Here is a 20,779-nt window from a genome sequence, read left to right as displayed (position 1 = left end):
GGGCGTCGGGCGAGGCGCCGCGCCGCCGGCGGCGACCGACGTGTTCAGGCCATGTTGATCACCACGTCCCCCGATCACCGGGTCGGTGTCGACGAAGGGGCCCGTGGCGTCCCCGGCCGGACCGCGGCGGAGGTCCGAGGTCCCGCCCGGCGCCCGTGGGGACCTTCGGCACTGGGGGAGCGGGCCCGGGGCGGGGGACACTGGGGGGCATGTGTGCCACCCGGGACATCCGCGACCGCGACGACCTCGACGTGATCCTGCGCCGCTTCTACACGGCCGCCTTCGCGGACCCGCTCATCGGGCCCTTCTTCACGGAGATCGCCGGCATGGACCTGGAGGCCCATCTGCCGAGGATCACCGACTTCTGGGAGCGCGCCCTGCTCCGTACCGCCGAGTACCGGCGGGACGCCTTCGCGCCGCACGCGGCCCTGCACTCCGCGCGGCCGCTCACCGCCGCGCACTTCGGGCGCTGGGTGCAGCTCTGGCACGCCACCGTCGACGGGCTCCACCAGGGGCCGCTGGCGGAGCGGGCCAAGGCGCAGGGCGAGCGGATCGCGCTCGCCCTGCTGCGGAGGCTCGCGGGGCCGGGAGCCGCGACCGGGGGCGGTGGCGGGGGGTTCATCCCGCTGGCCGCGCTGGAGCTGCGCTCGGTGGCCTGACCGGAGAAACCTTCGGAGGATCCTCGGGAGAGCGATGAGTTCCGGGCGCGACGCCCGTCTTACCTCTCGAAAGCGCCGGAACGCACCGAGCACCCCGGCCGCCCGACGGAAGAGAGAACGCCATGGCCCCGCAGATGATCTTCGTGAACCTGCCCGTGAAGGACCTCGACGCCAGCAAGGCCTTCTTCGAGAAGCTCGGCTACTCCTTCAACCCGCAGTTCAGCGACGACACCGCAGGCTGTCTCGTCATCAGCGACACCATCTTCGCGATGCTGCTCACCGAGGAGAAGTTCAAGACCTTCACCGCCCCCGGCAAGGAGATCTCCGACGCGACCAAGGCCACCGAGGTGCTCGTCACGCTGAGCGCCGAGAGCCGCGAGAAGGTCGACGAGCTGGCCGACGCGGCCCTCGCCGCGGGCGCCGGCCCGGCGAAGGAGCCGATGGACATGGGCTTCATGTACGGCCGCTCCTTCACCGACCTGGACGGCCACCACTGGGAGCTCTTCTGGATGGACCCGGCGGCCGCCCAGGGCTGAGCCCCCACGGGCTCCCGGCGTACGTCAGGCGGAGACCCCGCCGTCGATCACCAGGTCGGTGCCGACGGCGGAGCCCGCCGCGTCGGAGGCGAGGTAGAGGACCGCCGCCGCCACCTCGGCGGCGGACGAGATCCGGCCCAGCGGCGACTGCTCCTTCATCCGGAGCTCCCGGTCGGCCTCGGTCTCGCCGGGCAGCAGCGACATCGAGGACTCCGAGGCGCCGGGGCTGACCGCGTTGATACGGACGCCGTCGGCGATGTGGTCCAGGGCCGCGGCCCGGGTGAGGGCGGAGACGGCCGCCTTCGAGACCTGGTAGCCGAAGACCCCGGGGATCCGGACGTGCGCGCCCAGGTTGGACGAGATGTTCACGATCGCCCCGCCGCCGTGCGCGCGCATGTGCGCCACCTCGGCCTGGAGGGCGTGCAGGACCCCCGTCACGTTGATGTCGAGCAGCGTCCGCCAGTCCTCCAGGGGGAAGTCGGCCGCGCTGTGCCCGCCGCGGAAGACGCCGGCGTTGTTCACGGCGACGTCGAGACCGCCGAACAGCTCGACCGTCCGCCGGACCAGTTCCCGGGTGGACTCGGCCCCGGACACGTCGGCGGTGACGGCGGCCGCGGTACCCCCGGCGGCCTCGATCAGGGCGACCGTCCCGTCGAGGGGCTCGGCGGTACGGCCGGCGACGACGACCTTCGCGCCCTCGGCGGCGAAGGCGAGCGCGATGGCCCGGCCGAGACCGGAACCGGCGCCGGTGACGAGGACGGTGCGGCCGGTGAAGCGTGCGGACGTCGTGGACTGTGCGGACATGTGTGTGGACTCCCCTGTGAATGCGGCTACGTGGAATGCGGCTACGTGGAATGCAGCTACGTGAAGTGCGTCTGGGTGAATGCGTCTACGGGGTGCGGATCGTGGTGGCCGCGAGGGCGGTGAACGCGACGGCCGCGGCCGCCAGCGACACCGCGTCGCCGCCGAGGGTGAGCAGCGCGGCGAAGAGCACGGTCGGTCCGAGCTCCATCGCCGTGTTGAGGACGCCGCCCGCGAGCCCCGCGCGGTGCGCGGGGACGTCGGCGGTGGCGAGGACGGCGGCGCCCGCGAAGGACAGCGCGCCGCCGACCGGAAGCAGCAGGAGCCCGGGCAGCAGCCCGTACGCGTACGGGACGGAGGCGTCGAAGCCGGTCGCGGCCAGCAGCGCGAGGCCGGCGGCGGCGGTGCCGAGCCCGGCGCCGGTCACCCGCCCGGGGCCGTACCGCCCGATCAGCGGGCCCGCGAGCCGGCCCGCGCCGAGCAGGGCGATCGCGAAGGGTACGAAGGCGGCGGAGGTGAGCGGCGCGGACCAGCCGCGCTGCTCCTGGAGGGCGAGGGAGAGCAGGACGAAGACCGTGGCCGTGCCGGCCGCCGTGAGCCCGATCGCCGCGAGGCCCAGGACGCGGCGGCCGTCGCGCAGGAAGTCCGGCGGCAGGAGCGGGTCGGCGGTCCGGCGTTCCACGGCCGCGAAGGCGACGAGGAGGGCCACTCCGGTGAGCAGCGGGGCGAGGACCGGGGCGGAGCCCCAGGGGTGGGCGTCGGTGAGGACGAGCCCGTAGCTGGCGAGCGTGATGCCGGCGGTCGCGAGCAGCGCGCCGGGCAGGTCCAGGGCCCGGCTCGTACCGGGCGGGGTCGCGGGCAGCAGCCGGGGTGCGAGGAGCAGCGCGGCGAGGGCGACCGCGACCGGTACGGCGAAGGTGCCGCGCCAGGAGGCGACGGCCGCGATCACCCCGGAGAGCAGGTTCCCCGCGGTCGCGCCGAGGACGGAGAGCCCGCCCCAGGTGGCCATCGCCCTGCCGTACGCGGCCGGTTCGGGGAACAGCGTCCGGAGCACCGCCATCGCGGCCGGGGCGACGAGCGCCGCGCCCACGCCCTGCCCGAAGCGGGCCGCGAGCAGCGCCTCGTACCCGGGGGCGAGCGGCGCGAGGGCGGAGGCGGCGCCGAAGACCAGGAGTCCGGCGGTGAGGGCCCGGCGCCCACCGAGGCGGTCGGCGAGCCGGCCGCCGAGGAGGAGCAGTCCGGCGAAGGTCAGCCCGTAGGCGGCGCTCAGCAGGATCAGGTCGGCGCGGTCGAGCCGGAACTCGGCGCCGATGCGGGGGAGGGGGACGGCGAGGGCCGCGAGCGTGAAGATGAGCGTCATCTGCACGCCGCCGAGAAGGGCGAAGCCGCCGCGGGGGCGGGGCCGGTCATGGCCTGCCGCTCTGTTCCGTTCCCTCGTCCGTGTCATTGCCATGACTCGCCCCCCTGACCGATTCTGTACTTGACCGTACATTCCAATATGAGCGCCGAAGAAAGGGCGCCCCCCGTGGGCGCCCGTTCCTCAGTCCAGCAGCGTCAGTGCCTGCTCCGCCGCGTCCAGGACCCTGCCCGGGTCCGTCGAGGCCTTGCCCACCACCCTGACGCCCTGCAGCAGGACCAGCAGCATCCGGGCCAGTGCGCGCGGGTCCCGGTCCGCCGGGAGTTCGCCCCCGGCGCGGGCCCGGGTGAGCGCCCCGTACAGGAGCGTCTCGATCTGCTCCCAGCTGAGCTCGACCCGGCGTGCGACGACCGGGTCGTGCGGCGCGAGCTCCGCCGCCGAGTTGGTGACGAAGCAGCCGTTCAGGCGCCGGCCCTCCGTCGCCGCCTCGGCGGCGAAGCGGCGGACGAGCGCCCGCACGGCCGGCAGGGCCGGGCCCGGCGCGGACAGTTCCCCGACGATCGCCGGGTCCCTGGTCTCCAGGTAGCGGTCCATCGCCTTCATGTACAGGTCGTGCTTGTTGCCGAAGGTCGCGTAGATGCTGGCCCGGCCGATCCCGAGGTGCTCCACGAGGTCCGACATCGTCGTCGCCTCGTAGCCGCGCGCCCAGAACAGGTCGAGAGCGGCCTGGAGCGCGGCGTCGGGATCGAATTCCTTGGTCCTGGCCACAGAGAGACCGTACGTCTATCTGGAACGACCGGTCAAGTTAAATGGTTCGGACCGGGTAGACCGCCACCGTGACCTCGTCGTCGTCCAGACAGCGGCCCGTCTCCAGGTCGAAGCGCTGCTTCAGGAGCGGCGAGGCCACGAACGGCCGCCCGTCCGCCGTGCCGATCAGTCCCCGGGAGAGCACCTGCGCCCCCGTGAACGGGTCGCGGTTGTCGATCGCGTACGTCCGGCCCGACCGGTCCCGGAAGACCGCCGCCTGCCGGCCGTCCGGCAGCAGGGCCGCCACGCCCCGGCCCGGGGTCAGCCGGGACTCCTCGCAGACCGCGATCCAGGAGTCGGGGGAAGGGGAGAGTTCGAGCATCGTCGAGGTGCGTGCCGAGGTGAGTGTCGTCATCGGGAGGTGACCCCTTCCAGGGTGAGGAACGTGAGATCCGGCTTGATCTGGTCGCGCTCCGGCGTGAACCGGACCGTCGGGTCCGGCGCCTCCGGCGCGTTCACGAAGGAGACGAAGCGCCGCAGACGGTCCGGGTCGTCCAGGGTCTGCGCCCACTCGTCCTGGTAGTCCGCGACGTGGGCCGCCATCAGGGCCTCCAGCTCGTCGCAGAGCCCGAGCGAGTCGTGCACCACGACGTCCTTGAGGTGGGCGAGCCCGCCCTCGAGCCGCTCCAGCCAGGTCGACGTCCGCTCCAGGCGGTCCGCCGTCCGGATGTAGAACATCAGGAACCGGTCGATCAGGCGTACGAGTTCGGCGTCCGAGAGGTCCTGGGCCAGTAGGTCCGCGTGGCGCGGGGTCGCGCCGCCGTTCCCGCCGACGTACAGGTTCCAGCCGTTCGCCGTCGCGATGATCCCGAAGTCCTTCGACTGGGCCTCCGCGCACTCGCGGGCACAGCCCGAGACCGCCGACTTGAGCTTGTGCGGGGCGCGCAGGCCCCGGTAGCGCAGCTCCAGGTCGATCGCCATCTTCACCGAGTCCTGGACGCCGTAGCGGCACCAGGTCTGCCCGACACAGGACTTCACCGTCCGCAGCGACTTGCCGTAGGCGTGTCCCGACTCGAAGCCCGCGTCGACCAGACGCGTCCAGATCGAGGGGAGCTGGTCCACCCGGGCGCCGAAGAGGTCGATCCGCTGACCGCCCGTGATCTTCGTGTAGAGGCCGAAGTCCCGGGCCACCTCGCCGATCACGATCAGCTTGTCCGGGGTGATCTCGCCGCCGGGGATGCGCGGCACGACCGAGTACGAGCCGTTGCGCTGCAGGTTGGCGAGGAAGTGGTCGTTGGTGTCCTGGAGGGAGGCCTGCTCGCCGTCGAGGATGTAACCGCCGATGCCGAGCGTCGGGGCGAGGGAGGCCAGGATCGAGCCGACCGTCGGCTTGCAGACCTCGCAGCCCTCCCCGCCCTTCGCCCCGTCCCGCCCGTGCGAGTCGAGCAGCGCGGCGAAGGAGGTCACCCGGAGCGTGCGGGCGATCTCGTACAGCTCGCTACGGGTGTACGCGAAGCAGCGGCAGAGTCCCTTGTCGGCGGCGGCCGGCAGCAGCTTCTCGATCAGCTTCACGCAACTGCCGCAGCCCGTACCGGCCTTGGTGCACTTCTTCACCTCGGCCAGCGAGGAGCACTCGCCGATCGCGTGCTTCGTGACGTTGTGGCAGGAGCAGATCACCGCGTCGTCCGGCAGCGCCGCGGGGCCGAGCGCCACCGGCGCGCCCGCGCCCGCCGGGAGCACCAACTGCTCGGCGGAGACCGGCGGTACGGAGCCGGTGAAGGACCGCAGCAGCGCGTACTGCTCGGCGTCGCCGACCAGGACACCGCCGAGCAGCCGGCCCTCGCCGTCGATCACGAGCTTCTTGTAGACGCCCGAGCGGGAGTCGGAGTAGACGACGTCGAGGCAGCCCTCGGTCGCGCCGTGCGCGTCGCCGAAGGAGGCCACGTCCACCCCGAGCAGCTTCAGCTTGGTCGACATGTCGGCGCCCGTGAAGCCGTCCCCGGCCTCGTCGGCCAGCGTCGCGGCCACCGTCTGCGCCATCTCGTAGCCGGGCGCCACCAGGCCGTACACCCGGCCGTCCGTGGCGAGCGCGCACTCGCCGATCGCGAAGACCGCCGGGTCGGACGTGCGGCACTGCTCGTCGACCGCGATGCCGCCGCGTTCGCCGACGGTCAGGCCGCAGTCGCGGGCCAGCTGGTCCCGGGGCCGTACGCCCGCCGAGAACACGACCATGTCCGTGGCCAGTTCGGAGCCGTCCGAGAGCTTCATCCCCGTCACGGCGCCGTCCGCGGTCACGACCTCCTGCGTGCCGGTCCCCGCGTGGACGCTCAGGCCCATCCGCTCGATCGTGCGCAGCAGCGCCGCGCCGCCGCCCTCGTCGACCTGCACCGGCATCAGGCGCGGCGCGAACTCCACGACGTGCGTCTCGAGTCCGAGCCCCTTGAGCGCGCCCGCAGCCTCCAGGCCGAGCAGCCCGCCGCCGACGACCGCGCCGGTCGTCGCCGTCTTCGCGTACTCCTCGATCGCGAGCAGGTCCTCGATCGTGCGGTAGACGAAGCAGCCGCGGGCGTCCTTGCCGGGGACCGGCGGGACGAAGGGGTACGAGCCGGTGGCGAGGACGAGGGCGTCGTACGCGAAGACCTGCCCGGAGCGGGCGGTGACGGTACGGGCCTCCCGGTCCACCGACTCCGCCGGGTCGCCGAGGTGCAGCTCGATGGAGTGCTTCTCCATGAAGCCCGCCTCGACCATCGACAGGTCGTCGGGGGTCTTGCCCGAGAAGTACGAGGTCAGCTGTACGCGGTCGTAGGCCGGGCGGGGCTCCTCGCAGAGGACCACGATGCGGGCTCGCTCGGTGACGCCACGGTCGGCGAGCGCCTCCAGGAAGCGCTGGCCGACCATTCCATGGCCGACCAGGACGATCGTGGGGGTGTGGGCGGTCGTCATGTCAGCGCTCATGTCAGGAGCCTCCGTCGTGGGTGAGCAGGTGCAGCAGAGGGGCCTCGGGGAGGGCTTCGTCGCCCTCCCAGGCCTGGGCGAGCGTGCCGACCGCGGCCAGGTCGCCGAGGAGGACGCCCCCGACGAGCCGGTCTCCGCGGACGACGACCTTGCGGTAGGCGCCACGGGTGGCATCGGTCAACTGGACGACGTCGTCGCCCGGTTGGCCGGTCGCTTCGCCGAAGGCGGCGAGATCGAGTGGTTGAGGGCCGCCGAGGGTGAGGCGGGTGAGGGCGCGGGTGCCGGTGTAGCGGGCACCGAGGGAGGTGGTGAGCAGGTCGGCCAGGGCGTCCGCCTGTTCCAGGGCCGGGCCGGCCAGACCGTAGACCCGGCCCGCGTGTTCCGCGCAGTCGCCGATCGCGTGGATGTACGGGTCGGAGGTCCGGAGTTCGTCGTCGATCACGATGCCGGTGCGGACGTCGAGTCCCGCCTCCCTGGCCAGTGCCGTCCGGGGGCGTACCCCGCAGGCCAGGACCACGACCTGGGCGTCGAGGACGAAGCCGTCGGCGAGTTCGACCGCCGTGACCACCCCGTCCCGCTGCCGCAGCCCGCTCACCCGGCACTCGGTGTGCACCTCGACGCCGAGGGCCTCCACGTGCTCGCGCAGCAGGGCCGAGGCCTGGACGTCGAGCTGGCGCTCCATCAGCCGCTCGCCCTGCTGGGTCAGGACGACCTCCGCGCCGAGACCCGCGAGGGCCCGCGCCGCGGAGACCCCGAGGAGTCCGCCGCCGATGACCACGGCCCGTACTCCCGGCCGCACCAGGGCCCGCAGCGTCAGGCAGTCGTCGAGCGTACGGAAGGGGTGGACGCCCTCCGGCAGCGCCGCTCCGCGCACTCCGCGCAGCGGGGGCAGCACCGGGTTGGAGCCGGTGGCCAGGACCAGCCGGTCGTAGCCGACGAGGGAGCCGTCCGCGCACTCCACCGTCCGCGCCGCCCGGTCGATCCGCACCGCCCGCACCCCGAGCCGTACCGGCTCCCGGGGCTCGGGCAGGGCGATGACCTCGGGGGCGTACCGCCCGGCGAGGACGTCGGCGAGCAGCACCCTGTTGTACGGTGCGTGCGGCTCCTCGCCGAGGAGGGTGACGGGCAGGCGCTGGGCGAGCCGGGCGCCCGCCGTTCCGCCCCCGACCACCACGATCCGTGTACTCATACCGGGAAGAGTGCGCGGCCGGTGTTACCCGGCGGCATCCCGACTGTTTCCCGTACGGAACGCTGATCTCCGCCCCGGGCCCCGCCCGCTGTGAGGCGCGGGACGGATCGACCCGCCGTGATCGACGCCGGAGCGCCGGTCCCGGGGACCGGGGGGTACGGGCCGGGCCGGGGTTCCCGTATACGGGCGGGCGTCGGGTGCATACGGGCCGGCGCCGGGCACGGAGGGGCAGGCACAGGGCGAACCGGGCGCCAAGCTCAGACCTTGCTCAACGATTACGGGATCGATGGACGGGGCAACGATCGTCTCCCTAGGCTCACCGCCATGCCCGAGATCACGCTGACGACCTTGGTCCTGCTCTGCCTCGCCGCCCTCGTGGCAGGCTGGATCGACGCCGTGGTGGGCGGCGGAGGGCTGCTCCTGCTGCCCGCCCTGCTGCTGGGGCTGCCGAACGTCACGGCCGCGCACATCCTCGGCACCAACAAGGCCGTCGCGATCGTGGGCACCACCGGGGCCGCCGTCACCTACGTCCGCAAGACGCCCGTCCCGGTCTGGACGGCGGTACGGATCGGGCTCGCGGCCGTCGCGGGCTCCATGGTCGGCGCCTTCTTCGCCGCCGGCATCAGCAGCGACGTCCTCCGCCCGGTGATCATGGTGGTGCTGCTCGCCGTGGCGGCCTTCGTGATGCTGCGTCCCTCCTTCGGCGCGAAGACCGAGGGGGCGGACCGGGCGCCGCTGACCCGGGCCCGGATCGTCACCGCGATCGTGGTCGTCGGCGGTGGCATGGGCCTCTACGACGGACTGTTCGGACCGGGCACCGGCAGCTTCCTCGTCCTCGCGCTGACGGCCGTGCTCCACCTGGACCTGGTGACCGCCTCCGCCACCGCGAAGATCGTCAACGTCTGCACCAACGCGGGCGCGCTCGCCATGTTCGCCTACCAGGGCAGCGTGTACTGGCAGCTGGCGGCCGTCATGGCGGGCTTCAACCTCGCGGGCGGCCTGATCGGGGCCCGGATGGCGCTGAGCAAGGGCGCCGAGTTCGTCCGCGGGGTCCTGCTCGTCGTGGTCTTCTCGCTGGTCGCGAAGCTCGCCTTCGACCAGTGGGCGTGAGCCGGTCCCGTCAGCGGGCGTGAGCCGGTCCCGTCAGGGGCGTGAGCCGCTCCCGTGGCTACGTCACGCCGATGAGGTGGCCGTAGGCGACCACGTTGCCCTGGTAGCCGTTCTTCTTCGAGAAGCCGCCGCCGCAGGTGATCACCCGGATCTCGGCGCGGTCCGCCTCCCCGTACACCTTCCGGTCCGGGAAGTCCTCGTTCGCGTACACCTCGACCGCGTCGACCGTGAAGACGGCGGTACGGCCGTCCTGCCGGTCCACCTCGATCCGGTGGCCCTTCTTCAGGGCGCCCAGCGTGTAGAAGACCGCGGGCCCGTCGGCGTTGTCGACGTGACCCGCGACGATCGCCGTGCCCCGCGCCCCGGGCGGGGTGCCGTCCCCGTACCAGCCGGCCAGGTTCCGGTTCCCGGCCGGCGGCACGTCGAGCGAGCCGTTCGCCGCGAGACCGAGCCGCATCACGGGGGTGTCCACGTCGGTCTCGGGGATGCGCAGCCGTAGGGGCGCCGAGGGCGGCAGCGGGTCGGCGGCGGCATCGGTGTGCACGCTCGGCCCGGCCGCGAAGGCCTGGGCGGCGGACGGTATGGGCGGGGTGACGTCCTGCGAGCCGCTCTGGACGAGCCAGAGGCCGACGCAGGCGGCCACGGCTATGCCCCAGCCCTTGCTCCTGTTGCTCACCTGGATTCCCCTGGGTTCCCTCGCGCGGTTCCGGTGCGGGTGGTGCTGTGGTCCTGCCCCCGCCGGGCCGTGTACGGGCGCGCGGCGGGGGCAGGACGGGCGGTGGTCTCAGTGCCCCCGCGCGCCGCTCGCCCGGCGGCGCAGGAGCCAGACCCCGCCTACGGCAGCCGCGGCCAGCACCGCCGCACCTGCCGTGACCTGGGCGGCGTCGGGGCCGACACTGCCCCCGACGCCGGTCTGGACATGGCCGCTCGGACCCCGGTGCTTGACGGTCAGGTCTCCCCGGGCCGTCTTCCCGTTGTCGCAGGCGACGCTGATGCCGTACGTGCCGGCCTTGACGTGCTCCGGCACCCTGAACCGTCCGACCACGACCTCCTTGTGCGTGCTCGGGTTCAGCTGGAACTCCCCGGCACCGAGCGAGTTCGCGTCGCCGACGCCGTGGCCGTGCTTGCCACAGGCGAGGGTGTTGACGGTGACCTCGGTGCCGGGGGAGGCGGAGGACGGGTAGACCTCCAGTGACTGGAAGTCGTTGTCGTTGTTGGCGTACGCCGCGGGGGCGGCGAGCGCCCCGAGCGCGGCGACCGTCAGCGCGGTACCGGTGAACAGGCGGGCAGTGGTGCGCATGGGGGTCCTCCGGGGCGCGCGAGCGGTCATGCCGGTCATGCCGGGGGTCCTCCCGGGAGGGACTTCCCGGAACGGACCTTCTGTGACCGAGATAAGAGCCGTCGCGCGCCCCGCGCCTGCTGATGGGGCATCAGGATTGCGCCGTCCGGTGCGGTGTGTCGGCTGGATTTCCAGCGTTTACGCAGGTCAGGGCTGGTTATCCGGCGTCAGCTGACGGTCCGTGCCGAACGGGTGACACGCCGTGGCGGCGGGTGCCTCAGAGTGCGTCCCACTCCACCGAGTCGTACGCCGCGTGGACCCGCTTCATCAGCTCCTCGTCGACCGCGAAGTCGACCGTGTCGATGCCCGAGACCGGCGCGATCCCCCGGGAGTTCGTCACGAAGGCCGCGCGGTACCCGCCCAGGTCCGTGAGCGACACCGGCCGCCGCGCCGAGCCGAGCAGCGGTTCGAGGAGGGTCATCGTGATCCCCGCCAGGGCGGGCGCCGACGGCCAGACCACCGAAGTGCCGTCCCAGAAGGCGATGTTGGTGATGGCGCCCTCGGCGATGTCACCGCGTGCGGAGGTCAGCAGGGCCTCGTCGTAGCCGGCGCGGCGGGCCGCCGTGAAGTGGTAGCTCTGGCCGAAGCCGCCCAGGTGCTTGATGTGCGCCGCCGGGCGCAGGTAGTCGACGCTCATCAGTCGCTGCGGGGCGCCGGGCGCGTCCGGGGCGGGCTCGCGGACGACCGTGGCGACGCGGAGGCCTTCGTACACGTACACCCGGGCCGAGCAGTCCCGGCGCCCCGAGGCCGCCACGGCCCCGGCGAGCAGGGCGCGGACCCGGTCGCCGGGCAGCTCCGTGTCGAAGAGCTCGCGGGTGGACCGGTCGAGCCGTTCGAGGTGGAGGCCGAGCCCCTTCACGCGCCCGTCCCGTACCTGCATCGCCGTGAAGTGGCCGAAGCCGCCCATGAGGGTGGCGAGGAGCTCCGGGTCGGCCGCCGGGACGCCGTCGATCTCGACGTGGGCGGGCGGGGCGGGGGGTGCGGGGGGCGTCGTCATGGCCTCACCGTACGTCCCGGAGAAGGCCCTTGAGGGAAGGGGCCGGGGGAGGGGGTCGGAGAGGCCTCGGCGGGTCTCCGGGGTCGGCGCTTGACCTCAATCAAACTTGAGGTATCACGATCATCCGCATGGACACCACGAAGCCCGCCCCGGCTGCCTCCACCACCGACTCGCTCGCCTCCTCCGCATCCGCCACCGCCCCGGCCGTCTCCGCCCCGGTCACCGCCGCCCCGGCCGCATCCGCCACCGCCCCGGCCGCCTCCGTCTCCGCCTCGGTCGCCCCGCTCACCGCCGCCCCGGCCGCATCCGTCACCGCCCCGGCGGTCTCCGCCCCGACCGCCTCCGTCTCCGCCCCGGCCGCCCCGCTCACCCTCGCCCTCATCGTCGCCAGTGACCGCGAAGGCCGCTTCGCCCCCGTCATCGCCGACTGGTTCCTCTCCCGGGTCGCCGGACGCGAGGACTTCTCCGTGAAGGTCGTCGACCTCGCCGAGATCGACCTCCCCACCGCCCTCTCCCACCACCCCTCCCCGGCCGTCCGCGCCCAACTCGCCAAGGTCACCCCGGTGCTGGAGGACGCCGACGCCTTCGTCGTCCTCACCCCCGAGTTCAACCACTCCTTCCCCGCCTCCCTCAAGAACCTCATCGACCGTCACTTCGGCGAATGGCAGGCCAAACCCGTCGGCTTCGTCTCCTACGGCGGCCTCTCCGGCGGCCTGCGGGCCGTCGAGCAACTGCGGCAGATCTTCGCCGAGTTGCACGCGGTCACCGTCCGCGACACCGTCTCCTTCCACTCCGCCTGGCGGCACTTCGACGAGGAAGGGCGGCACAAGGACCCCGCCGGAGCGGAGGAGGCGGCCAAGGCCCTCCTCGACCAGCTCGCCTGGTGGGCGCGCACGCTCAAGCAGGGCAAGTCCGCCGTCCCGTACGCCGCGTGAGGGAACGTCACCGTGCTGCTGAGACTCCTCGTCCCCCGCCTCCGGCCCTACCGGGTCCTCCTCGTCCTCCTCGTCCTGCTCCAGCTCGTCCAGACCCTCGCCTCGCTCGCCCTGCCCACGCTCAACGCCGGCGTCATCGACGAGGGCGTCCTGCGCGGGGACACCGACCGGGTCCTCGACGGGGGCGCCGCGATGCTCGGCGTCACCCTCCTCCAGGCCGCGGCCGCCGCCGCGGCGACGTACACCGGGGCGAGGATCGCCATGGGCGTCGCCCGCGACCTGCGCTCCGAGGTCTTCCGCCGCGTCCAGGACTTCTCCGCCCGGGAACGGGGCCGCTTCGGCACCGCCTCCCTCATCACCCGGACCACCAACGACGTCCAGCAGGTCCAGACGTTCGCGGTCCTCGTCCTGACGATGCTGGTCGCCGCGCCCTGCTCTGCGCCGGCGGACTCGTCATGGCCCTCCGCCAGGACGTGCCGCTCGCCCTCGTCCTGCTCCTCTTCGTGCCCGTCATGACCGGCGCCGTCGGCACCGTCGTCCTGCGGATGCGGCCCCTCTTCCGCGGGATGCAGGAGCGCGTCGACCGGGTGAACCGGGTGCTGCGCGAGCAGATCACCGGCGTCCGCGTGGTCCGCGCCTTCGTCCGCGACCGGCACGAGCGGGAACGCTTCGCCGCCGCCAACGACGAACTCCTCACCGTCGGCCTCCGGGCCGGCCGGCTCCAGGCCCTCATGTTCCCGACGGTGCTCATCGTCTGGCAGCTGACGACCGTCGCCCTCGTGTACGTCGGCGCCCACCGCATCGACGGCGGCGCCCTGCAGCCCGGCGGGCTCGTCGCCTTCCTCGGCTACCTGCTCCAGACCTCCATGTCGGTGATGATGGTCCTCTTCCTCCTCATGCACATGCCGCGCGCCGAGGTCGGCGCCGAGCGCATCCGCGAGGTCCTCGACACCCCCCTCTCCGTCGTCCCGCCGACGCACCCGGTCCGCGCCCTTCCCGGCCCCGGCCGGCTCGACCTCACGGGCGTGGGCTTCCGGTACCCGGGCGCGGAGGAGCCGGTCCTCACCGGTGTCGACCTCGTCGCCCGGCCCGGGGAGACCACCGCGATCATCGGCTCGACGGGCAGCGGCAAGTCGACGCTCCTCGGGCTCGTCCCCCGGCTCTTCGACGCCACCGGGGGCGAGGTCCTCGTCGACGGCGTCGACGTCCGCGACCTCGACGCCGCCCTGACGGCCAGGACCGTCGGCCTCGTCTCGCAGAAGCCGTACCTGTTCTCCGGGACGGTGGCGACGAACCTGCGGTACGGGAAGCCCGACGCGACCGACGAGGAGCTCTGGCACGCCCTGGAGGTCGCCCAGTCGGATCGCGATGCGCTGACCGGCAGGTTTGTTCTTCAGTCGTAGCATCACTAGTTTGTGAGTGTGACTTTGAGCCCTGTGAAGCGGGCGTTCAAGTACCGCTTCCATCCGACCGATGCGCAGACGGCCGAGCTGTCGCGGACGTTCGGGTGTGTGCGTAAGGTCTACAACCTGGCGCTGGCGGCTCGCACGGAAGCGTGGGCGCGTCAGGAGCGGGTCAACTACAACGCCACCTCGGCCATGCTGACGGTGTGGAAGAAGACCGAGGAGCTGGCGTTCCTCAACGACGTGTCGTCCGTGCCGCTCCAGCAGACGCTGCGGCACTTGCAGTCGGCGTTCACGGGCTTCTTCGGCAAGCGGGCTAAGTATCCGCGCTTCAAGTCGCGGAAGAAGTCCCGCCGGAGCGCGGAGTACACCACGTCCGGTTTCCGGTTCCGGGACGGCAGATTGATCCTGGCGAAGATGGCGGAGCCGCTGGACATCGTGTGGTCCCGGCCCCTGCCGGAAGGTGCGAAGCCGTCGACGGTGACCGTCTCGCAGGATGCGGCGGGGCGTTGGTTCGTCTCGATGCTGTGCGAGGACCCGTCCGTGAAGTCACTCCCCGTCACTGATGCGGTGGTCGGGATCGACGTCGGCCTGAACCACCTCCTCACCCTGTCCACGGGCGAGAAGATCGCCAACCCCAAGCACGAGCGACGTGACCGCGCCGCTCTGGCCCGGGCCCAGCGGGCACTGTCCCGGAAGGCTCCGGGTGACGGGGCCAACCGGGTCAAGGCCCGGCGGAAAGTTGCAAGGATCCACGCCCGCATCGCCGACCGCAGGCGCGATGGCCTGCACAAGCTGACCACTCGACTCGTGCGTGAGAACCAAACGCTCGTGATCGAGGACCTGGCCGTACGCAACCTGGTCAAGAACCGGCAACTCGCCCGCGCCATCTCGGATGCGGCGTGGTCGGAGTTCCGGAGCATGCTGGAGTACAAGGCATCTTGGTACGGGCGGGAAGTGGTCGCGGTCGACCGCTTCTTCCCCTCCTCCAAGCTGTGCTCCCACTGCGGCAAGCTCGCCAGGAGCATGCCGCTGCACGTCCGCACCTGGACGTGCGAGGGCTGCGGCACGACCCATGACCGGGACGTGAACGCGGCGAAGAACCTCAAGGCCGCCGGGCTGGCGGTATCGGTCTGTGGAGCCGGCGTAAGACCCCAACGGAGAACTCCGGGCGGGCAGCCGACGACGAAGCAGAAAACCCCACGGCGCAAGCTGTAGGACTCCCCTCGTTCGCGAGGGAGAGGAAGCCAACCAGTACTCGTACGACTTCAACGGCCCGATCAACCAGGTCGCCGCGATGGCCAACCTGCTCCAGTCCGGGGTGGCCTCCGCCGAGCGGGTCTTCGACCTGCTCGACGCCGAGGAGGAGTCCCCGGACCCGGCGGAGCCGCAGCGCCCCGCACAGGTCAGAGGCCGCGTCTCGTTCGAGAAGGTCGCCTTCCGCTACGAGCCCGACACGCCACTCGTCGAGGACCTGTCGCTCATCGTGGAGCCGGGCCGCACGGTCGCGATCGTCGGCCCGACCGGCGCCGGCAAGACGACCCTCGTCAACCTCCTCATGCGGTTCCACGAGGTCACGGACGGCCGCATCACCCTGGACGGCGTGGACATCGCGACGATGTCCCGCGAGGAGCTGCGGGCCGGGATCGGCATGGTCCTCCAGGACACCTGGCTCTTCGGCGGCACCATCGCCGACAACATCGCCTACGGGCTGCCCGGCGAGGTCTCCCGCGAGCGGATCGTCGAGGCCGCGCGCGCCGCGCACGCCGACCGCTTCGTCCGCACCCTGCCCGACGGCTACGACACCGTCCTCGACGAGGACGGGGGAGGTCTCAGCGCCGGCGAGAAGCAGCTGGTCACGCTCGCCCGAGCGTTCCTGTCCGAGCCGGTGATCCTCGTCCTCGACGAGGCCACCAGCTCCGTCGACACCCGCACCGAACTCCTCGTCCAGCAGGCCATGGCGTCCCTCCGCGCGGGCCGCACCAGCTTCGTCGTCGCCCACCGGCTCTCCACGATCCGGGACGCCGACACGATCCTGGTGATGGAGAGCGGCTCGATCGCCGAGCAGGGCACCCACGAGGAGCTCCTCGCGGCGGGCGGCGCGTACGCCCGGCTGTACGCGGCCTAGGGCTTGCCCGGCGGATCATGGCCGGGTCCGCGGCGCCTGGCACGGCACCTCGCCGCGTTGCCGAAACGCCCCCATAGTCCCCCGTAGCCCTTCGGGCACGGGAGGTGCCCCCACCGCTATGAGGGCGCTCCGGCGCCTTGCGATGCACCGCACCAGACCCCGCGGCCTATCCGGCCCTGATCCGCCGGGCAAGCCCAGTTCGCGGCGGCGTGAACGATGAACGCTCAGTACGGTGAGGGCGTGACCACTCTCGCCCTCACCGTCCTCACGACCACCGACAGCCACGAGAAGGCCGAGGCGCTCGCGCGCGGCGCCGTCGAGGCCCGGCTCGCCGCCTGCGCCCAGGTCTCCGGGCCCGTCACCTCCGTCTACCACTGGCAGCGGGCGATCGAGACCGCCGAGGAGTGGCAGGTCGTGTTCAAGACCACCGAGGCCCGCTACGAGGCCCTGGAGGACCACCTCCTCGCCGCCCACGACTACGACACCCCGGAGATCGTCGCCACTCCCATCGTCCGGGCCTCGTCCGTCTACCTGGCCTGGCTCGGCAGGGAGGTGGCGCACCCGTGACGACGTCCCTCCCCTTCTTCGTCTACGGGACGCTGCGCCCGGGCGCGTACAACCACGACCGGCTCCTCCTCGGCCGGACGACCGCCGAGGACGAGGCCCGGCTCCCGGGCGCCCTCCTGCACGACGGCCCCGGCTACCCGTACGCGGTCCCGGGCGAGGGCACGGTCGCGGGCACCCTCGTCACGGCGGCGCCCGACGCGTACGGCGAACTGCTCGGCGCGCTCGACCGGATGGAGGGCGACGCCGGCTACGAGCGGACCGCCGTCGAGGCGGTCCGGCTCCGCGACGGCGAAACGGTCCGGGCCTGGACGTACGTCGCGGCCCCGGACACGGAACTCGGCCCCCTCATCCCCACCGGCGACTGGTTCGGGCGACCGGCCTGATCCGACGCGAATTGTCGGACAGGCCCTAGGGTGCGTCCCGCTCCAGGCGCACCGCGCACACCTTGAACTCGGGCATCCGGGAGACCGGGTCGAGCGCCGGGTTCACGAGCGTGTTCGCGCGGCCCTCGCCCGCCCAGTGGAACGGCATGAAGACGGTGTCCGGCCGGATCGCCGTCGTGATCCGGGCCGGCGCGACGGCCCGCCCGCGCCGTGAGACCACCGCGAGCCGCTCGCCCTCGGCCACCCCGAGCCGCTCGGCGAGCCGCGGGTGCAGCTCCACGAACGGGCCGGGCGCGGCCGCGTTCAGCTCGGCGACCCGCCGGGTCTGCGCGCCCGACTGGTACTGGGACACGACCCGGCCCGTGGTCAGCACGACCGGGTACTCGGCGTCCGTCTCCTCCGCCGCGGCCCGGTGCACCACCGGCACGAACCGGGCCCGTCCGTCGGGGGTCGCGAACCGGTCCAGGAAGAGCCGGGGTGTGCCGGCGTGCCCGGGTTCGGGGCACGGCCAGAAGACGCCCTGCTCCTCCTCGATCCGCCGGTAGCTGATGCCCGCGTAGTCGGCGGGCCCGCCGGCCGAGGCGCGCCGCAGCTCGTCGAAGACCTCCTCGGGGTCGGCGGGGAAGCCCTTCTCCCAGCCGAGGAGCGCGGCGAGCGCGTGCAGCACCTCCAGATCGCTGCGTACCCCCGTGGGCGGGGTGAGGGCCCGCCGCCGCAGCAGCACCCGGCCCTCCAGGTTCGTCATCGTCCCGGTCTCCTCGGCCCATTGGGTGACGGGCAGGACGACGTCGGCGAGCGCGGCGGTCTCGGAGAGGACGACGTCGGCGACGGCGAGGAAGTCGAGCGAGCGCAGCCGCCCCTCGATGTGCGCGGCGTGCGGCGCGGAGACCACCGGGTTGGAGCCCATGAGGAGCAGGGCCTTCACCTCGCCGCCGAGCGCGTCGAGGAGCTCGTACGCGCTCCGCCCGGGCCCCGGCAGCGACTCCGGGTCCACGCCCCAGACCCCGGCGACGTGGGCGCGGGCCGCGGGGTCGTCGAGCTTGCGGTAGCCGGGCAGCTGGTCGGCCTTCTGGCCGTGCTCGCGGCCGCCCTGGCCGTTGCCCTGGCCGGTGAGGCAGCCGTAGCCGCTCAGCGGCCGGCCGGCCCGGCCGGTGGCGAGGCAGAGGTTGATCCAGGCGCCGACGGTGTCGGTGCCCTTGGACTGCTGCTCGGGGCCGCGCGCGGTCAGCACCATGCCGGTGTCGGCGTCGCAGAACATCCCGACGGCCTCCCGCAGTTGCGGCACGGAGACGCCGGTGATCCGCTCGACCTGCTCGGGCCAGTGGGACATGGCGCCGGCCCGGGCGGCCGCCCAGCCGTCGGTGCGCGTCGCCACGAACTCCTCGTCCACGCGTCCTTCGGCCACCACGAGGTGGAGCATCCCGAGGGCGAGCGCGAGGTCGGTGCCGGGGCGCGGCGCGAGGTGGAGGTCGGCCTGCTCGGCGGTGCGGGTGCGGCGCGGGTCGACGACGATCAGCTTCCCGCCGTTCTCCCGCAGTTCGGTGAGGTAGCGCAGGGCGGGCGGCATGGTCTCGGCGAGGTTGGAGCCGACGAGGATCACGCAGCCGGTCTTCGGGATGTCCTCCAGGGGGAAGGGGAGTCCCCGGTCGAGGCCGAAGGCCCGCTGGTGCGCGGCGGCCGCGGACGACATGCAGAAGCGGCCGTTGTAGTCGATCTGCGAGGTGGCGAGGACGAGCCGGGCGAACTTGCCCAGCGTGTACGCCTTCTCGTTGGTGAGCCCGCCGCCGCCGAAGACCCCCACGGCGTCGGCACCGTGGTCGGCGCGGGTCCTGTGCAGTCCGTCGGCGACGGCGGCGAGCGCCTCCTCCCAGGTCGCGGGCCGCAGATCCCCTGTGTCAGGGCATCGGACCAGGGGTTCGGTGAGCCGGACCCGGGAGGAGAGTACGGAGGGGGCGGTGCGGCCCTTGCCGCACAGCGCGCCCCGGTTGACGGGGAAATCGGTCCGCTCGACCACCTCGGCCGGCAGCTCCGGGGTGCCGGTGGGGCGGAGCGACATGCCGCACTGCAGTGCGCAGTAGGGGCAGTGGGTCGGGACGGCGGTGGCGTCGGACATGCCGCCAGCGTGGGTCAGCCGTGTTACGCGGGGCGGCGCCCCGTATTACGGGCGCGGTGCCATGGCCTCAGTTCAGCGCCCGTCGAGAGGTGAGGCGAGGGCCTCCGTGACGCCGTTCTCCTTCGGTCCGAGGAAGTGCGGGTCGGGGCGCAGGCCCGCGTCGAGGGCGGCCTTGGCGGCCGCGACGAGCTCGCGGGTGGTGCCGTAGTACCAGGTGCGGTCGTGGGGTTCGGCGACCCCGACCCCGTACGCGTCGACGCCCGCCCGGCCGCACAGGGCGACGGCCCGCTTGATGTGGAAGTCCTGGGTGACGAGGACGGCCCGGTCGACGCCGAAGACCTTCCTGGCCCGGACGCAGGAGTCCCAGGTGTCGAAGCCGGCGTAGTCGCTGACGATCCGGCCGTCGGGCACCCCGCGCTCGGTGAGGTAGGTGCGCATGGCGCTGGGCTCGTCGTAGGCGGTCCTGCTGTTGTCGCCGGTGACGAGCAGGACCCGGACCTTGCCCGTGCGGTACAGCTCGGCGGCCGTGTCGAGCCGGTGCGCGAGGTACGGGGTGGGGCGCCCCTTCCACAGCCCGGCGCCGAACACGACGGCGACGTCCCGGGCGGGCACGTCGGCGGTGGTACGGAGCCGGGGTTCGGCGACCGTGTGCATCCAGGTGGCCGGGGCGAGCGCGAGGACCGCGCCGAGCATGACGGCCTGGACGGTGCGGCGGCGGGCCCGCGTGGTGCGGGGGAGCCACCGGATCGGCCGTGCCGGCATACGGGAACCTCCGTGGAGTGGATGGATCGGTGTCGTGCTGTCACCCGGTCCGACGCGGATCGGCGGGCTTCGGTTCGCCGGACCCCCGAAGTGTTCCGTACAGCACACCGGCGAGCCCGAGGCCGATGACCATGCCGAGGAGTTGGGCGGCGGCGTAGGAGGGCACGGAGCCGGGGGCGATCCCGGTGAAGGAGTCGGAGAAGGCGCGGCCGAGGGTGGCGGCCGGGTTGGCGAAGGAGCCGGAGGAGGTGAACCAGATCGCCGCGCCGATGTATCCGGCGACCGCGACCGGGGCGAGCCCGGGGCGGCCGATGCGGCGCAGGCCCTGCACGACGAGGACGAGCCCGGCGGTGGCGACGGCCTCGCCGAGCAGGAGGTGGAGCGCCGAGCGGGGCTCGGTGGCCCAGGCGCCGGGCGCCCGCCCGAACATCGCCTCGGCGAGCAGGGCGCCGGTGACGGCTCCGGCGAGCTGGGCGCCGATGTAGGCGAGGGCCTCGCGCCCTCCCCCGGACTCCGTCCGGAGGGACCCCCGGCGCTCGGGGCGGCGGGACCACCACTCCGAGAGGGTCACGACGGGGTTGAAGTGGGCGCCGGAGAGCGGGCCGATGAGGGCGATGAGCAGGCCGAGGCCGAGGGCGGAGGCGGCGGCGTTGGCGAGCAGCCGGACGCCGATGTCCTGGCTGAGGGAGTCGGCGCGGATGCCGGAGCCGACGATCACGGCGACGAGGGCGGCGGTGCCGATGAACTCGGCGGCGGCGCGCCGGGGGAGAGAGGGCGGGGACATTCTCATAGCGGAAA

The 20,779-nt window shown here is 73.0% G+C and carries 19 protein-coding genes and 2 pseudogenes; 9 read left to right on the top strand and 12 right to left on the bottom strand.

Annotation, left to right across the window (positions count from 1 at the left end):
- The first annotated feature begins 209 nt into the window (after positions 1 to 209).
- Together OG580_RS11255 and OG580_RS11250 are read left to right on the top strand one after the other, a co-directional pair.
- On the top strand, positions 210 to 659 hold the full coding sequence (locus OG580_RS11255; RefSeq protein WP_267043518.1) for a group III truncated hemoglobin: 450 nt from the start codon (positions 210 to 212) through the stop codon (positions 657 to 659).
- 122 nt (positions 660 to 781) lie between these two features.
- A complete protein-coding gene (locus OG580_RS11250) occupies positions 782 to 1,195 on the top strand; it encodes a VOC family protein (RefSeq protein WP_267043517.1) in 414 nt (137 codons plus the stop codon).
- Positions 1,196 to 1,219: 24 nt separating this feature from the next.
- Here the strand turns inward: OG580_RS11250 and OG580_RS11245 are convergent, their stop codons facing one another.
- From OG580_RS11245 to OG580_RS11220, 6 genes are all read right to left on the bottom strand, one after another.
- Positions 1,220 to 1,999, bottom strand: a complete 780-nt coding sequence (locus OG580_RS11245) for an SDR family NAD(P)-dependent oxidoreductase (protein WP_267043516.1) — start codon at positions 1,997 to 1,999, stop codon at positions 1,220 to 1,222.
- A gap of 85 nt (positions 2,000 to 2,084) precedes the next feature.
- Positions 2,085 to 3,356 (bottom strand): MFS transporter, encoded by a 1,272-nt coding sequence (locus OG580_RS11240; protein ID WP_323182681.1) that lies wholly within the window; start codon positions 3,354 to 3,356, stop codon positions 2,085 to 2,087.
- A gap of 180 nt (positions 3,357 to 3,536) precedes the next feature.
- The gene (locus OG580_RS11235; protein ID WP_267043514.1) at positions 3,537 to 4,121 is read right to left on the bottom strand and encodes a TetR/AcrR family transcriptional regulator; all 585 of its coding nucleotides are present in this window, start codon (positions 4,119 to 4,121) and stop codon (positions 3,537 to 3,539) included.
- 37 nt (positions 4,122 to 4,158) lie between these two features.
- Positions 4,159 to 4,515, bottom strand: coding sequence for a nitrite reductase small subunit NirD (nirD, locus tag OG580_RS11230; RefSeq protein WP_267043513.1), 357 nt, complete (start codon positions 4,513 to 4,515; stop codon positions 4,159 to 4,161).
- The gene (nirB, locus tag OG580_RS11225) at positions 4,512 to 7,055 is read right to left on the bottom strand and encodes a nitrite reductase large subunit NirB (protein WP_267043512.1); all 2,544 of its coding nucleotides are present in this window, start codon (positions 7,053 to 7,055) and stop codon (positions 4,512 to 4,514) included. The genes nirD and nirB overlap by 4 nt, the downstream gene beginning before the upstream one ends.
- 1 nt (position 7,056) lies before the next feature.
- On the bottom strand, positions 7,057 to 8,244 hold the full coding sequence (locus OG580_RS11220; RefSeq protein WP_267043511.1) for an NAD(P)/FAD-dependent oxidoreductase: 1,188 nt from the start codon (positions 8,242 to 8,244) through the stop codon (positions 7,057 to 7,059).
- 324 nt (positions 8,245 to 8,568) lie between these two features.
- Here OG580_RS11220 and OG580_RS11215 point away from each other — a divergent pair, with 324 nt between their 5' ends.
- Complete coding sequence (locus tag OG580_RS11215) at positions 8,569 to 9,354, top strand: TSUP family transporter (protein WP_267043510.1); 786 nt, start codon at positions 8,569 to 8,571, stop codon at positions 9,352 to 9,354.
- 58 nt (positions 9,355 to 9,412) lie between these two features.
- Here OG580_RS11215 and OG580_RS11210 read toward each other — a convergent pair whose 3' ends face one another.
- The 3 genes from OG580_RS11210 to OG580_RS11200 all read right to left on the bottom strand — a co-directional run bounded on the left by OG580_RS11210 (position 9,413) and on the right by OG580_RS11200 (position 11,690).
- Positions 9,413 to 10,030, bottom strand: a complete 618-nt coding sequence (locus OG580_RS11210; RefSeq protein WP_267043509.1) for a class F sortase — start codon at positions 10,028 to 10,030, stop codon at positions 9,413 to 9,415.
- Positions 10,031 to 10,138: 108 nt separating this feature from the next.
- Positions 10,139 to 10,654, bottom strand: coding sequence for a hypothetical protein (locus OG580_RS11205; protein ID WP_267043508.1), 516 nt, complete (start codon positions 10,652 to 10,654; stop codon positions 10,139 to 10,141).
- Between the two features lie 256 nt (positions 10,655 to 10,910).
- Entirely contained in the window at positions 10,911 to 11,690 is a 780-nt protein-coding gene (locus tag OG580_RS11200; protein WP_267043507.1) for an aminotransferase class IV, read from the bottom strand.
- A gap of 380 nt (positions 11,691 to 12,070) precedes the next feature.
- On the opposite strand from OG580_RS11200, the gene OG580_RS11195 reads away from it, so the two are divergent.
- The 6 genes and pseudogenes from OG580_RS11195 (at position 12,071) to OG580_RS11170 (ending at position 17,106) form a co-directional block, all read left to right on the top strand.
- The gene (locus OG580_RS11195) at positions 12,071 to 12,625 is read left to right on the top strand and encodes an NADPH-dependent FMN reductase (protein WP_267047969.1); all 555 of its coding nucleotides are present in this window, start codon (positions 12,071 to 12,073) and stop codon (positions 12,623 to 12,625) included.
- A gap of 12 nt (positions 12,626 to 12,637) precedes the next feature.
- Positions 12,638 to 13,986: pseudogene (locus tag OG580_RS11190) on the top strand (ABC transporter ATP-binding protein); the annotation flags it as partial.
- A 60-nt stretch (positions 13,987 to 14,046) separates the two neighbouring features.
- Positions 14,047 to 15,246 (top strand): RNA-guided endonuclease TnpB family protein, encoded by a 1,200-nt coding sequence (locus OG580_RS11185; protein WP_267043506.1) that lies wholly within the window; start codon positions 14,047 to 14,049, stop codon positions 15,244 to 15,246.
- A gap of 34 nt (positions 15,247 to 15,280) precedes the next feature.
- A pseudogene (locus OG580_RS11180) lies at positions 15,281 to 16,156 on the top strand (ABC transporter ATP-binding protein); the annotation flags it as partial.
- Positions 16,157 to 16,372: 216 nt separating this feature from the next.
- Entirely contained in the window at positions 16,373 to 16,723 is a 351-nt protein-coding gene (gene cutA, locus OG580_RS11175) for a divalent-cation tolerance protein CutA (protein WP_267043505.1), read from the top strand.
- Positions 16,720 to 17,106 carry a gamma-glutamylcyclotransferase family protein gene (locus OG580_RS11170; protein WP_267043504.1) on the top strand — a complete coding sequence of 129 codons (387 nt, stop codon included), beginning with the start codon at positions 16,720 to 16,722 and terminating at the stop codon, positions 17,104 to 17,106. The genes cutA and OG580_RS11170 overlap by 4 nt, the downstream gene beginning before the upstream one ends.
- A gap of 25 nt (positions 17,107 to 17,131) precedes the next feature.
- Here OG580_RS11170 and OG580_RS11165 read toward each other — a convergent pair whose 3' ends face one another.
- The 3 genes from OG580_RS11165 to OG580_RS11155 all read right to left on the bottom strand — a co-directional run bounded on the left by OG580_RS11165 (position 17,132) and on the right by OG580_RS11155 (position 20,771).
- The gene (locus OG580_RS11165; protein ID WP_267043503.1) at positions 17,132 to 19,219 is read right to left on the bottom strand and encodes a molybdopterin oxidoreductase family protein; all 2,088 of its coding nucleotides are present in this window, start codon (positions 19,217 to 19,219) and stop codon (positions 17,132 to 17,134) included.
- 72 nt (positions 19,220 to 19,291) lie between these two features.
- The gene (locus OG580_RS11160) at positions 19,292 to 19,981 is read right to left on the bottom strand and encodes a vancomycin high temperature exclusion protein (protein ID WP_267043502.1); all 690 of its coding nucleotides are present in this window, start codon (positions 19,979 to 19,981) and stop codon (positions 19,292 to 19,294) included.
- A gap of 40 nt (positions 19,982 to 20,021) precedes the next feature.
- Entirely contained in the window at positions 20,022 to 20,771 is a 750-nt protein-coding gene (locus OG580_RS11155; RefSeq protein ID WP_267043501.1) for an aquaporin, read from the bottom strand.
- Positions 20,772 to 20,779: the final 8 nt, after the last annotated feature.

This window comes from Streptomyces sp. NBC_00094 (assembly GCF_026343125.1).
Lineage (GTDB): Bacteria > Actinomycetota > Actinomycetes > Streptomycetales > Streptomycetaceae > Streptomyces.
The sequence above is the reverse complement of the archived record's forward strand: the minus strand, read 5'-3'. Positions and strand labels throughout refer to the sequence as shown.